Origin of the sequence: Agrobacterium rosae (genome assembly GCF_002915175.1) — a bacterium.
GTDB lineage: Bacteria > Pseudomonadota > Alphaproteobacteria > Rhizobiales > Rhizobiaceae > Agrobacterium > Agrobacterium rosae.
Genome location: NZ_NXEJ01000005.1, coordinates 118,525 through 131,291, shown reverse-complemented (window position 1 = coordinate 131,291; position 12,767 = coordinate 118,525). Strand labels below are relative to the sequence as shown.

The 12,767-nt window shown below is 56.1% G+C and carries 12 protein-coding genes; 3 read left to right on the top strand and 9 right to left on the bottom strand.

From position 1 onward, the window contains the following. Positions 1 to 264 precede the first annotated feature (264 nt). Positions 265 to 2,187, top strand: coding sequence for a methyl-accepting chemotaxis protein (locus CPJ18_RS10550; RefSeq protein WP_103658117.1), 1,923 nt, complete (start codon positions 265 to 267; stop codon positions 2,185 to 2,187). Between the two features lie 99 nt (positions 2,188 to 2,286). On the opposite strand, the gene CPJ18_RS10545 is transcribed toward CPJ18_RS10550, so the two are convergent. The 4 genes from CPJ18_RS10545 to CPJ18_RS10530 form a co-directional block, all read right to left on the bottom strand. Beyond that, a complete protein-coding gene (locus CPJ18_RS10545; protein ID WP_103658106.1) occupies positions 2,287 to 3,390 on the bottom strand; it encodes an RHE_PE00001 family protein in 1,104 nt (367 codons plus the stop codon). A 49-nt stretch (positions 3,391 to 3,439) separates the two neighbouring features. Next, on the bottom strand, positions 3,440 to 4,786 hold the full coding sequence (locus CPJ18_RS10540) for a sensor histidine kinase (protein WP_103658104.1): 1,347 nt from the start codon (positions 4,784 to 4,786) through the stop codon (positions 3,440 to 3,442). A 4-nt stretch (positions 4,787 to 4,790) separates the two neighbouring features. After that, a complete protein-coding gene (locus tag CPJ18_RS10535) occupies positions 4,791 to 5,444 on the bottom strand; it encodes a response regulator (protein WP_103658278.1) in 654 nt (217 codons plus the stop codon). Between the two features lie 65 nt (positions 5,445 to 5,509). Beyond that, positions 5,510 to 7,132 carry a phosphoethanolamine transferase gene (locus CPJ18_RS10530; protein ID WP_245445387.1) on the bottom strand — a complete coding sequence of 541 codons (1,623 nt, stop codon included), beginning with the start codon at positions 7,130 to 7,132 and terminating at the stop codon, positions 5,510 to 5,512. A gap of 334 nt (positions 7,133 to 7,466) precedes the next feature. On the opposite strand from CPJ18_RS10530, the gene CPJ18_RS10525 reads away from it, so the two are divergent. Then, complete coding sequence (locus CPJ18_RS10525; protein WP_197710897.1) at positions 7,467 to 8,069, top strand: hypothetical protein; 603 nt, start codon at positions 7,467 to 7,469, stop codon at positions 8,067 to 8,069. Between the two features lies 1 nt (position 8,070). On the opposite strand, the gene CPJ18_RS10520 is transcribed toward CPJ18_RS10525, so the two are convergent. Then, complete coding sequence (locus CPJ18_RS10520) at positions 8,071 to 9,087, bottom strand: DNA topoisomerase IB (protein WP_103586419.1); 1,017 nt, start codon at positions 9,085 to 9,087, stop codon at positions 8,071 to 8,073. A 116-nt stretch (positions 9,088 to 9,203) separates the two neighbouring features. Further along, complete coding sequence (locus CPJ18_RS10515; protein WP_407026464.1) at positions 9,204 to 10,391, bottom strand: PQQ-dependent sugar dehydrogenase; 1,188 nt, start codon at positions 10,389 to 10,391, stop codon at positions 9,204 to 9,206. Between the two features lie 234 nt (positions 10,392 to 10,625). On the opposite strand from CPJ18_RS10515, the gene CPJ18_RS10510 reads away from it, so the two are divergent. Then, positions 10,626 to 10,811 (top strand): hypothetical protein, encoded by a 186-nt coding sequence (locus tag CPJ18_RS10510; protein WP_103658098.1) that lies wholly within the window; start codon positions 10,626 to 10,628, stop codon positions 10,809 to 10,811. A 6-nt stretch (positions 10,812 to 10,817) separates the two neighbouring features. Here the strand turns inward: CPJ18_RS10510 and CPJ18_RS10505 are convergent, their stop codons facing one another. Genes CPJ18_RS10505 through CPJ18_RS10495 form a run of 3 tightly spaced genes read right to left on the bottom strand, consistent with a single transcriptional unit; the run spans position 10,818 to position 12,750 of the window. Continuing rightward, entirely contained in the window at positions 10,818 to 11,441 is a 624-nt protein-coding gene (locus CPJ18_RS10505) for a class I SAM-dependent methyltransferase (RefSeq protein WP_103658274.1), read from the bottom strand. Positions 11,442 to 11,448: 7 nt separating this feature from the next. Next, on the bottom strand, positions 11,449 to 12,117 hold the full coding sequence (locus tag CPJ18_RS10500) for an RluA family pseudouridine synthase (protein ID WP_103658096.1): 669 nt from the start codon (positions 12,115 to 12,117) through the stop codon (positions 11,449 to 11,451). A 42-nt stretch (positions 12,118 to 12,159) separates the two neighbouring features. Beyond that, complete coding sequence (locus tag CPJ18_RS10495) at positions 12,160 to 12,750, bottom strand: IMPACT family protein (RefSeq protein WP_103658094.1); 591 nt, start codon at positions 12,748 to 12,750, stop codon at positions 12,160 to 12,162. Between the last annotated feature and the right edge of the window lie 17 nt (positions 12,751 to 12,767).

Below are 12,767 nucleotides of genomic sequence, written 5' to 3'. Positions count from 1 at the left end.
CTGAAAGCTTACGTAACGTGAGTAAACGTTATGCATGTGGTGTAGTGCATTTTCACTCTAAGTGTGTTGATTATATTGAATAATTACCCTGTTTAACGAATTCTTTTAACCCGGTTTAAATTCTTTTGCTTCAGAACATGAAACTCGCAGCCGCTTCATGATGAAGTGCATTCAGTTTCTGGCAGCACGATGCTGGACGCTCACGATTTTGTGACGTCATATAATGTGTTTTGCCGGTTTCATTGAAACACTCACTGAGGCCCCATGTCTTTTCTGCAAAATGCAAAAATTCGCACCAAGGTGCTTTCTCTCATCGTTCCAGTTGCACTCATCGGTTTAGTGGGTGTTGGCCTTGTGTCCAACAACTACAAAAACGCTGACACCAGCTATTCGGATTTTATCTCGAACAACGCTATTGGATCGACGGAGTTGTTCCGCGCCAATACAGCGTTGGTGTCGCTGGGTTACGACACCACGTTGGGACTGATGCTGCGTGAACAATCGGCCAATACCTCAAAAGTGGAAGAGGGTTATAAGTCCGATGTCGCGACCACGATCCGCCGCCTTGAAAGTGCAAAGAAGCTCCTGCCGGAGATGGCTGGTGAGATCGACACATTCATTTCGCGAACAAACGCGATCTCCACATTGACGGACCAGGTCTGGCAGGTCGCGAAGACGGGTGATTTTCGGACAGCCCGCAAAATTCTCGTAGAGGTTGGACCGCAAATTGACCAATGGCGCAGCGATATCCGCGTGATCAGCGAACGCAATCTTGCTGTCGTTACGGAAAAGTCGGATGCATTGAGCGATCAGACCAACTCCACAATCCTCACGACGCTTGTCGCTCTGGGCCTGCTGTTTTTGGCTGCAATCGTCCTTGCGCTGTTCGTGTCTGCTCGTGGAATCACCGGTCCGATCGATCGCTTGCGTAGCCGTATGGTGTCTCTTGCCAATGGACAGACTCAAGAAGAGGTTGCCGGGCTCAATCGTCGTGACGAGGTTGGTCAGATGGCTGAAGCGGTGGCCGTTTTCCGCGACAACGCTCTCGAGCGCATCCGTCTTGAGGCCGAAGCTGAAGCAAACCGCAGCCTGTCCGAAAAAGAGCGGATGGCGCGTGAAGAGCAGAAAGCCAGAGAAGCAGCCGACACCAGCTTTGCCGTCGATAATCTCGCCGATGCCCTGTCACGCCTGTCGGATGGCGATCTCTCGTTCCGCATCAGCCAGCCCTTTGCCGCACATCTGGACAAGGTCCGCGAGAACTTCAACGGTTCTGCCGAGAAACTTCAGACGGCTCTGAGCCGTGTGGCTGAAAATGCTCGTGGTATCGATGCCGGTGCCAACGAAATCCGCTCCGCTGCCGACGATCTGGCCAAGCGCACGGAACAGCAGGCCGCGTCAGTTGAGGAGACTGCAGCAGCGCTGGAAGAAATCACCACCACGGTGAAGGACTCGACCAAACGTGCCCAGGAAGCCGGTCAGCTGGTGGCGAGAGCCCGCACTGGTGCTGAGCAGTCCGGCGATGTCGTTCGCAAGGCCGTTGTTGCTATGGAGCAGATCGAGAAGTCCTCGTCGGAGATTTCCAACATCATCAGTGTCATCGATGAGATCGCCTTCCAGACCAACCTGCTGGCGCTCAACGCCGGTGTGGAAGCGGCCCGTGCCGGTGAAGCAGGCAAGGGCTTTGCGGTGGTGGCACAGGAAGTGCGTGAACTGGCGCAGCGCTCTGCAAAGGCTGCCAAGGAAATCAAGGCGTTGATCACGACCTCGAACGACCAGGTTCAGCAGGGCGTACAGCTGGTTGGTGAAACCGGCCGCGCGCTGGAAACCATCGTCACCGAAGTGCAGGAAATCAACCGTCACGTGGTGGCTATCGTGGATGCGGCGCAGGAACAGTCCTCCGGCCTGCAGCAGATCAACACGGCTGTGAACCAGATGGACCAGGACACGCAGAAGAACGCAGCGATGGTGGAAGAGCAGACGGCGGCCAGCCATGGTCTGGCGCGTGAAGCAGCATCGCTGAACCATTTGCTTGGCCAGTTCAAGCTGGGTGGCGGTTACGAAGCACTGGTTCGCGCGGCAACGCCAGTCGAGCGTCCGGTTCAATCACCAGCCCGCGCACTGGGCCGCAAGATTGCATCTGCCTTCAATGGCAACGCCGCCGTCAAGTCTGACTGGGAAGAGTTCTGAGCCATTTGAATGTCCGACAGCCGGATGAATTGCTGACGGAGTAACCAAAACCGCCCGTGCTTGTCGCGGGCGGTTTTGCGTTTGGGAGCCGGATTATAATTAAAGCACGCCCCAGGCACGAAAGCGTCCACGCCCGGTCATTTCGCGCAGTTCCAGCTGGTTAGCGAGGCCTACAGCCCCTTGAGGCGTGGTGCCGAGTGCTTGGACGATCATGGACGTGGAAACGACTGGCCTCGCCAAAACGAGTTCGATCAGATCAGGCAGGCGAGAATTCGATCTTCGGCCAACAAGCCTGCGTTCCATGCGGGTCTTCGCGTTCAGCAACCTGTCGTGCTCTTTCAGGCCGAGGGTTGCCGCTTCGTGGATACTATCCAGAAAAGCAATGAGCCGTTCCGGCTGGCCGCTCGCGTTACGCCGCTCACGGGGAACGGCTTTCAAACCTGTGTTGAACGCGGACAGATGGGACAAAGTGAGACCCTCCTGTCGTAAGAGGGCGGCGGCGAATTGACGGCCAAGCCAAGGGCTGCGCTGCAACACCTCTAGTTTATACCAGGCGTCGAGTGCGATCACTGCACGCAATACGGCAGGAAGTCCGGCGCTGCTTTTCAGGACCGTTTGCCATTCGCCAAGCCGCTCGTCCTCATTCCAGTCCGGATCGCGGATGATGTTGTTTTCGGTCTTGGAGGTCGATCGGCTCTCGTCCTTGGTTATGGCTTCAAGAGTTGCTGTGCTTCGAGCCAACAGACGGTCGATGGTCGATAATTCATCGCTGAGCGCCATATCCGCATCGTCGTCTGTCAAGGCTTCATCGCGGGTTGGTAAGGGGCCGGGCTCCTTTGTTGCTGGCAGGGTTGTCGCTTCCTCGCCACGCAAGCGGGACAAGCCCGCTGGGCTCAACGCCCATTTCGGCTCATTGCTGGATATCTGACGGCGGGCGCGCAATATGCGGCTGGCAATCGCCATTTCGTGGGTGGGCGCACGAATATCCATATGGGCGTCGTGGAGAACCAGATCTTCGATGTGAACGAGTTCGCCATCGATCCATAGGGACGATGCGGCGTCAAGAAAATCCTGCCGCTCGAGAAAGCCTCGACCGAAGGATGAGCGGGAAATGCGCTCATCCAGCCGCGCCAACGCTTCTGTCGCGCGGGTGCATGGCAGGATCAATCTGTCCAAGTGCAGTCGATTAACATCGTAAAGCATGCAATTTGATAGAATGCGGGCGATATGAAAGCAATTTAGGAATTGGCTTTCATATCGTTTTACCCGCTTTTATCGCCAGCAGCGAAATCTTCGCTTCAAAGCCATCATTATGCCCAGCCGCTGGAGAGGACAAAGCGAGGGAGCCGTTCATTTGCGCAACGAGGTGCTTGACGATGGCAAGCCCGAGGCCTGATCCGGTTGCCTGTGTCGCGCCTCTGGTAAAACGTGTCGTCAGCTTGGGCAAAAGCGCAGGATCGATGACGACGCTTTCGTTGATGACACGAAGAGAGTTATCACCGTCAATATGCACATGGACAACACTGCCCACTGGGCTGTGAACCAGCGCGTTTTCGACCAGATTGCGCACGACGATGCCAAAGGCGTCGCTGTTGATCATGCCATATAGGCCGCCGTCCGATGGCAGATGCAAGCGAATGCGGCCTTCACCAGTCTCCGAACGTCCTATATCCTCCAGAACAAGCTCGACGATGGGCAGCAGGTCAATCTCCACATCGGATGCGCCAATACCTGCTTCTGCTCGGGACATTTGCAAAAGTTTTTCTGCCAGCTGAGCCAGATGCGACAGGGACCGCTCGATCTGGTCGACACGCGGAGCGTATTCAGCAGGAATGTCAGCCTGTAAACGTTGCGCCTGGGCAAGCGCCCCGGCGATGGGCGTTCGCAGTTCATGAGCGCTGTTCGACGCAAAGGCGCGTTCCGATTCCAGTGCCGCACGCAGTCGTTCGAGCAACAGATTGACCGATCTTGCAATCGGATGCAGCTCTCCGGGAAGATGGGTGGCGTCCACCGGAGCCATGTTACCACTGTCTTTGCGGCCGATTTCGTCACGCAATGTCTGGACAGGAGCCAGAGTTCGCCTGACGACAAGAATAACTGCGACGATGCTGGCAGGAATCAGTAATAGCAGCGGCAGGATCAAAGCGGTTCCGGCCTCGAAAATGGCTTCACGGCGATTGGCGAAGGCATCCGCCATCTGCAAATAAAGGCCCCCATCTTCGGTGACCACCGTAAAGATGCGCTGTGTCGCCGTATCGGCAAAACCGGGCGTCAACGGCACGTCGAACGGTTCGGAAGCACCGTCGCGTGAACGAAGCAACACTTCGCCTTCGCTGTCGCGCAGTTGATAGGTAAGGTATTCTTCGCCATCTGCTGGCTGGACCAGACGGCGCTCGGCTTCAGGGCTGCGTTCCTTCAGGTCGTCGGCGATCAGCGGTAACAGCCGTTCGGCGGTTTCCTGCACGCCGCTGTCGAAAATTTCCGCAAATTCATCCTGCATCACCATTATGCCGAGCGCCGATGCAATCAGCCACGACAGAGCAACGACACTCGTCAGTGCGATCACCATTCTACGGGTCATGCTGTCGCTACGTTTCATCTGTCTACCTGATCGTGTAACCAAGGCCACGCACCGTCTCCACCCTGTCAGAGCCGATTTTCTTGCGCAATCTGCTTACATAGACCTCGACGGTGTTGCTTTCGATTTCTGCGCCGAATTCATAGAGCGTCTCATGCAATTGCGCTTTGGAGACAACGGCTCCGGGGCGCTCTACGAGCTTTTCCAGAACCGCCCACTCTCTTGCGCTGAGTGTGAGGGCATTGCCATTGACGACGATGTTGCGTGCCACCTGATTGATCTCGATACCCGGCAGTTTCACAACCGGTTCGGAGCGCCCATCATAACGGCGCGAAACAGCTAGCATGCGCGCGGTCAATTCGCCGAGATTAAAGGGTTTGACCAGATAGTCATCCGCACCCGCATTCAGCCCTTCGATGCGGTCTGAAACCTGATCGTGAGCGGTCAGAATGATGACCGGTGTCGGATCATTGCGTTGTCGAAGGCCTCTGAGAATGGAAAGGCCTTCGCCATCGGGTAATCGAAGATCGAGCAGTATCAGGCCATAGCCAACGGTCTGTGTCGCCGCGGTGGAGTCCGCGACAGTCTTGAACCAGTCTACCGCATGTCCCGCGGCGGCTACGTGGTCGCGAAGCGCTTCCCCCAGAACATGATCGTCTTCCACAAGTAGAACGCGCAAGCATACCTCGCTTTCAGCCATATGCAGAACGGCTAAAGAGTGGGTATGCTTCGCAATTTGTCTCGTCAAGCGGTGGGTCTGCGTTTGCAGGCACTGAATACATCCAGCGATGAATCATACACAGAGGTTGATACGTTCATCATGCTTAGAATGCTGTGGAAGAAGTTGTCGTGGGAGCGCCCGCCTGCTTTGGCTTCTTTCGCAAGGCAATCCCCATCCAGCCCCATCGATTTGGCGAAGTCGGTGTCGAACCAGACGAGGAACGGTACGTGGGTCTGCTCTGCCGGTGCCAGAATGTAGGGAGCGCCGTGGAGATAAATCCCGTTCTCTCCCAGCGATTCGCCATGGTCGGACGCATAGATCATTCCCGTCGCCAACTTGTCCGAGCGAGTCTTCAGCTTGTCGATGATGCTGGCAAGGAAATGATCGGTGTAGAGAATGGTGTTGTCATAGGCGTTGGTGATTTCGGTATCCTTGCAATCGGGCAATTCGGCAGTCTGGCAATCGGGCGTGAATTTTCTGAACTCGTCGGTGTACCGCAAATGGTAGGTGGGGCCATGGCTTCCGAGTTGGTGAAGAACGATGACGCTATCCTTCGTCACGCCGTCCAGCCAGCTATCCAGCCTGTCGAGAAAAATGTCGTCGCGGCACTCGCCGCTCGAGCAGAATTTGGGGTCCTGCGCTGCGGTCAGGTCGAAATAGGGAACGCGGTCTGCGACATTCTTGCTGCCGGTGTTGTTGTCCCACCAGCGCGCATCTACGCCCGCATGGACAAGGACATCGAGCAGATTTTCGTTGGAAAGCGCCTTGCTGTGGCTGTATTCCGAACGAGTGAATTTGGAGAACATGCAAGGGATGGAGATTGCCGTTGCCGTGCCGCAGCTGACCGTGCTTGGAAAATAGACGACGTTGCGCGCTTCCAGCTGAGGGTTGGTGTCGCGGCCATATCCGTTGAGCGAGAAGTTGGCCGCGCGCCCGGTTTCTCCGGCAACGATAACAGTGATGCGCGGCTTGGTGACGCCGCCAAGAGCGGGCATCACCTTGGCGTCCTGGCCAGTGGGTGAAACCGTGAGCTTTGCTTCCTGATCGGCCTGCGAGAAATAGCGCACGGTGGAGGAAATAGGCGTCAAAGGATTGAGGCTTTTGGCAATGTCCTTGTGCTGGCGAACTGCCGTTGTAAATGTCTTGGAATTTGCCGCAGCGACGGCGCACACAATGGCCAGACAGCCGATAATGCTGGCCATGTTCCACAGGAATTTGCTGAAGAACGGCCTGTGGTCGATCTTGATGATTGCCAACAAGATGATGGGAATGCCCGCAAAGAGCGCGAGGTGAAGGGCAAAGCCGGGTGTCATCAGGTTACCTGCTTCCGCCTGCGTCGTTTCGAAAGCGTTACGCACCATGTCACTATCGATCACCGCGCCGAACCGGTCCATGAACCAGGAGGATACGGCAGCAATGATGATCAACACGGCAAAGATGGGCTTGGTCAGATATTTGACGGAAAACAGAATGAACACAGCGGAGAACGCGGCACTCATTGCAATGTAAAGCCCAAAAATGGCAACGGGGTAGGCAGAGAGATAGGTATGTATCTTCGCCCAAAATGTGTGGTTGGCAAAAAACAACAGGTAGAGAGCCGTTACGATACTGAGCGTCACGCTGCCCATGACGGGCCGTGTGACCATGCTGCGTCCGCTTCTAGTTGTCTGAAATGATAGTGCCATAGTCTCGTGTTCCCGCTGCTCGTGCCATCGGATGTTTCGCAAGCAGGTGCTCACGCATATCCAAGATCAGGGGCAGGGGATGTGTCACCTAGCTGACATGAAACTGAACGGTCTCGCCAAAAACTGCTGGGAAGGCATGTGCCGGTAAAATAGGCATCATAAGGCTTGTTAAAATCTACCCTTTAAAAATGCGCGGTTTTTCTTTGACGGCATATCTGTACATTCAAACTTACGTGATCTTCCCGTGACATGTTCCGCATATCATTCGTGTTGTGCCGCTATGAATGGAATTCAGATGGCTCCTTTGGTCTTTTCGAGAACGCTGTTTTTGCTGCCGCTGCTGTTCCCATTGACGGCGTTCGCTATCGAAGACGTACCGCGCAAAGACCAGATCGCGTTGATGGCCGAGGTCAAAAAAGTCGACAGGGTTGGTGTAGCGCGAAAGACGAAAGAGGTTGATGCCCGCCCCGCATCGCCCGGTGAAATCGTCATCACTTACATTAAAGGACAAGGTGTGGAGACCCGCTCGAAACCCGCTGAGCAAGGTGACTGGGTCGTGCGCAATCGCTGTGAAGAAACCGGTAATGAGGAAATTCTGGTAAAAGCACGGAATTTTTCGGATCGCTACGGTGAGCCTCTCTCAGCAGCAGATGCCGCTGGCTACCGCGCCTTTAAGCCAAAGGGCAATAATATGAGCTACTTTATCGTCACGGACGAAATTGGCCCGTTCAACTTCAGAGCCCCGTGGGACGAGACGATGGTTGCGTTGCCGGGAGATGCGATCGTGCAGGTGCAGACAGATGAAAGCGATACCTATCGCGTGGCGGCGGCGGCATTCCAGTGCACGTACGAAATCGTAGATCCTGCAAAATTTGTCATTGATGCCTCGCTGCGGTAACTCACGGCAAGAATTCGAGTAAACGCCGTTCGTCAGCTCTCAACCCGGCGATCGGCTTGAGGTCGCTGCCCAAAATTTTCTGCAGTCGTTTGACGGATTTGTCCTCGGTAGCAAGCTCCAGCACTGCCGGATGTACATAACTTTTTCGGCAGATCGCGGGTGTGTTGGAAAGCTCTTCGGCTGCCGCCATGCACATGCCTTTTATGGTCGGGCGCTCCTCGCTTCCCAAAGCCCGTGCGGCGTGTCCGAAGGCCGCGAGCGTACCACCCCAAGTGCGAAACGTTTTTGCGGATATGCCTTCACCGGCACTTTGCGAAATATAAGCGTTGAGCGCGCTTGAATCGACCGGGTGGACAAGGCCATTCTCGTCCTGCCAGACAAACAGCTGTCTACCAGGCAGGTCGGCGATATTTTCTAGAATCCGTTGCAGGCGAGGGTGTTTCAGTTTGCGCTTTACGCGCTGCCCACCTTTCGCTGCGAAGCGCAGTTCTATCGTCTCACCGAAGGAGACGTGTTTTTTCAGAAGCGTGGTCGCGCCATAGGTGCCATTGGTTTCAAGGTAGGTCTTGTTTCCGACGCGCAGATAGGCTGCGTCCAGCAGCAGCACGAGTGCAGCAAGCGTCACATCTGCGCTGTGCACCTGTTTGGAAAGGTCTGAGGTTGCCCGCCGACGAATGGCCGGTAGAGCCTCACCGAATGTCTTCAGCTGGTAGAACTTATTCTCGCCTCGCAAGGCGTGCCAATCGGGATGATAGCGATATTGTTTGCGTCCGCGCGCGTCGTAACCCGTGGCCTGCAAATGACCGGATGGGTCGATGCAGATCCAGACCCGTTCATAGGCGGGCGGCACACCGAGGGATTTAAGGCGGGTGATCTCCAGCTTGTCGGAAAGAAGCGCGCCGTCCGGAAGCCGGTAAGCGAAACCCTTGCCGCGTTTTTCGCGGGAAATGCCCGGTTCCTGGTCGCTGACATAGGTCAGTCCGACTTTTCTCAAGATGCGAATTGGAAGCTGATTCATTGGGGTTTATTGCTCCTCACCATTGTGAGGATTAATGCGCCTAACCCTGCGTCTGTTCCCAGCTTGGGTGAGCAAGATGGGAGCGGCGCGAGACCGCTCCCATCAGATGCAGGTGATCAGGCGTCTGGCGCGAGCTTAAGGATTTGCGACTTTCCGCCGCCGCGCTCTTCGGTCACGGCATAGACGGCACCGTCGCTGCCGACCTTGACGTCGCGAATGCGGGCCTCAAGCGGCAATCGTCCCTCGGACACGACCTTGTCGTTTTCTACCTTCAGCACGACGATGCCCTGGCTGACCAGCCCGCCGATGATGAGAGAGCCTTTCCATTCCGGGATGGCATCGGAGTCGTAATAGACCATGCCCGATGGACCGATAACGGGATCCCAATAATAGACCGGCTGCTCCATGCCATCTTTTGCGGTCATACCATCGCCGACTGCGCCACCACTATATTCGATGCCATATGTGATAACGGGCCAGCCATAATTCAGGCCAGGCTTTGGGAGGTTCAGTTCATCGCCACCCTTGGGGCCGTGCTCGACTGTCCAGAGCCGTCCCTGACCATCAATGGCAGAAGACTGGACATTGCGATGGCCGTAGCTCCAGATTTCGGGAAGCGCATTCTGCTGGCCTGCAAAGGGGTTTCCTTCGAAAGATTTACCATCCTTGTCGATACGGAAAACCTTGCCAAGTCCGCTTGAGAGGTCCTGAGCCTGAACACGCGGCTCCTTGTCAGAACGCTCACCAACGGTCACATAGAGTTCGTTGTTCGGACCGAATGCCAAGCGCGAGCCGAAATGCTTGTCACCATCATAGGTCGGCATCTGGCGGAAGATGACCTTTGTGTCTTCGAGAACGGCTTTGCCGCCACTCTCCATGAGCTTGGCGGACGCGACAGATGTTCCGTTGCCGCCATCTCGTGGCTCGGAGAACGAGAAATAGATCATTTTGGAGCTATCGAAATCGGGCGCTAGCGCGATGTCGAGCAGTCCGCCCTGTCCCGCAGAGGCGACCTCCGGAACGCCTTCCAGCGCTGGACCTGCCTTGCCATCTGCAACGATATGCATGGCACCTTCCTTGGCGGCGACGAGCATGCGGCCATCGGGCAGAATCTCCATGGACCAGAGATGCGGCAGATCATCTGCAACGACTGTCTTTTGCAGCGAAGGCATTTTCTCCGGCTGGACCGCTCGTGTCTGACCCTCGAAGGCCGGTTTTTGGTCCGGCGCGTTTGCCTGTTTCGTTTCGGCTGGGACTGTCGACTGCGCGTTGGCCATAGGGGCGAGCGGGGCGATGAGGCACATCGAAAAAATGGTCGTCGTCAGCAGGTGGTGGGTGCGTGGCATAGGTCTCCCTTCCGTGGATTATTTGCAGGCGGGAAACATGTGGGGCCGTTTTTCGTTTCACCTAGCAGTTTCAACAAAACTTGATTCCGGCGTGTAAAATTACCCTCCTCTTATATTTCGGGGACGACAATTAGTGGGGAACGTTTCGTCGCTTTCAGCGTTTTTTGATGTCGCAAATCGCAGGAGGGTGCCATGCAAATCATAGACAACAAGGAAATCGAGACGACTGAGATAAAGCCGATCCTCAGCGTCGTGGAATTCTGCCGCCGTTACAGGCTCGATGATGTCGAAGAATCGCGTTTGCGCAAGCTGTTTGGGGATTTCGCATCTCGTCACGAGCTGCTGATGAACGCACAACGCAAGGCTAAGTTCCGCTGATCCCGTTCAGGTCGGTTTGTCACCCAACACCATAAAGACATCGTAACGCGTACTTTTACCGAGAAGCTGATGAGAGGGTTTGCGAATGCCGGGCATGGGTTCGGCACGCAATGGCCACTTCAGCACCACACGCTTCGTCGCGTGTGCCAGTGCCACGGTCATCAGCGCAACCTGATCCGGGTCAGACCCCACCAACTCCCTGAGAACCCGCATCTCTTTTTTCACCAGAGCCGTATTGTTACGTGGCGGGTGCATCGGGTCGATGATCACCACTTCCGGGGATAGTGTCGGGATCAGGACACGGGAATCGCCATGGAGCAACGTCATCCTCGATACGATCTCGCGGTAGATACCACCCTCTGCATCCGCCCGCGCAATCGCATCCGAGAGCAGCGTATGCATTCCCGGCGACCGCTCGATCAGGGTTACTTCAGCCCCGAGGGAGGCGAGTAGAAACGCATCGCGCCCCAACCCAGCCGTCGCATCGACAATCCTGGGTGTTTTGCCGTTTTTCAAGCCGGCAGCTTTCGGAAGTGCCTGACCGCGCCCTTCGCCGGAGCGCAACCGGTGGCCGACGGCACCGCCTACAAAATCAACGATAAAATCTTCATTGCGATCTTTATCCGTCATGGTCATCTCAAAAAGGGCAAGGCACGGTCAATGTCATATCGCGACCATCGGGGTGGCGAAAGCGCAGGTCTTGCGCATGCAGCAGCAAGCGGTCGGAGGCACCCAGCGCTTCACCGTGCGCATAAAATGCGTCACCCAGAATGGGATGGCCGATGGCCTTCATGTGGACGCGCAGCTGGTGCGTTCGCCCGGTAAGGGGATGCAGGCGAAGGCGTGTGGCGGGCAGCGGCAACCGCTCGATGACGTGCCAGTCCGTTTGTGCCGATTTGCCCCCTTCATGGTCCACGCGGTGGCGCGGCTTGTTGTCGGGATCGATCGCAAGCGGCAGGTCGATGTGTCCGCTCTCACCACTGACCTCACCCCAGACCACGGCGATATAGGTCTTCTCGGTCGTCCGGTTTTCGAACTGAGAGGCTATGGCCGCGTGTGCCTTGCGGTTCAGCGACATGAGCACGAGACCGGATGTGTCCTTGTCCAGCCGGTTGATCATCAACGCCTTCGGAAACTGCTTTTGCACCCGCGTCGCCAAGCTATCGGACAAGGCCGGATCACGGCCCGGAACGGACAGCAACCCGCTGGGCTTATCGAGAACCAGAAGGTCATCGTCCCGATAGACGATGGAAACATAGGGTTCCAGCGGCGGATTGTAGGCCGGGTTTTCAAGCTCTGATGTCATGCGGCCTCTTAGCATGAATTTGGATGATGGCGAGCAGATTGCTCATTCTTCTGGAAGAGGAACGGTAACGCGGCCGCTCGTCAGGTCCTTGACCATTTTCGCGACTGTTTCAGCGGATGAAACGGGTACTGACAACATCAAACGGGCACCATCTGCGGTGAATGTTTCGTTTTCGATTGTCAGGTCCGGTACCGCCATCAGCCTTGATTTGACCAGTGCCAGATCGGAAAAGCCGCAGAGGATTTCCGTCGAGAAGGTAGGAATGATCGGTGTCTTGTCGCCACTTCTCAGGCAGGTCGCGGCGGTTCCGCCATAGGCGCGCATTAGGCCGCCGCTGCCTAACAGTATGCCGCCGAACCAGCGAGTTACCACCACCGCCACACAATCCAGCGATTGCCCGTCTATGGCCTGAAGAATAGGTTTGCCTGCTGTACCCGAAGGCTCTCCGTCATCGCTGAAACGGTAGACCTGACCGACGCGCCATGCCCAGCAATTATGGTTGGCGGTTGCATCGGACTGCTGCTCTATAAAGCGTTTCGCCGCCTCCTCGTCTGCGATTGGGCTGGCAAACGCTATGAAGCGGCTTTTCTTAATGTCTTGCGAAAATGTTTCGGGACGATTGAGCGTAAACATACCCCGTCAATAGCGCA

Excerpts from the sequence above, each read along its gene's own strand:
- CPJ18_RS10550 (WP_103658117.1), top strand. The coding sequence starts at position 265 with ATGTCTTTTCTGCAAAATGCAAAAATTCGCACCAAGGTGCTTTCTCTC.
- CPJ18_RS10545 (WP_103658106.1), bottom strand. The coding sequence starts at position 3,390 with ATGCTTTACGATGTTAATCGACTGCACTTGGACAGATTGATCCTGCCA.
- CPJ18_RS10540 (WP_103658104.1), bottom strand. The coding sequence starts at position 4,786 with ATGAAACGTAGCGACAGCATGACCCGTAGAATGGTGATCGCACTGACG.
- CPJ18_RS10530 (WP_245445387.1), bottom strand. The coding sequence starts at position 7,132 with ATGGTCACACGGCCCGTCATGGGCAGCGTGACGCTCAGTATCGTAACG.
- CPJ18_RS10525 (WP_197710897.1), top strand. The coding sequence starts at position 7,467 with ATGGCTCCTTTGGTCTTTTCGAGAACGCTGTTTTTGCTGCCGCTGCTG.
- CPJ18_RS10520 (WP_103586419.1), bottom strand. The coding sequence starts at position 9,087 with ATGAATCAGCTTCCAATTCGCATCTTGAGAAAAGTCGGACTGACCTAT.
- CPJ18_RS10515 (WP_407026464.1), bottom strand. The coding sequence starts at position 10,391 with ATGTGCCTCATCGCCCCGCTCGCCCCTATGGCCAACGCGCAGTCGACA.
- CPJ18_RS10510 (WP_103658098.1), top strand. The coding sequence starts at position 10,626 with ATGCAAATCATAGACAACAAGGAAATCGAGACGACTGAGATAAAGCCG.
- CPJ18_RS10505 (WP_103658274.1), bottom strand. The coding sequence starts at position 11,441 with ATGACGGATAAAGATCGCAATGAAGATTTTATCGTTGATTTTGTAGGC.
- CPJ18_RS10500 (WP_103658096.1), bottom strand. The coding sequence starts at position 12,117 with ATGACATCAGAGCTTGAAAACCCGGCCTACAATCCGCCGCTGGAACCC.
- CPJ18_RS10495 (WP_103658094.1), bottom strand. The coding sequence starts at position 12,750 with ATGTTTACGCTCAATCGTCCCGAAACATTTTCGCAAGACATTAAGAAA.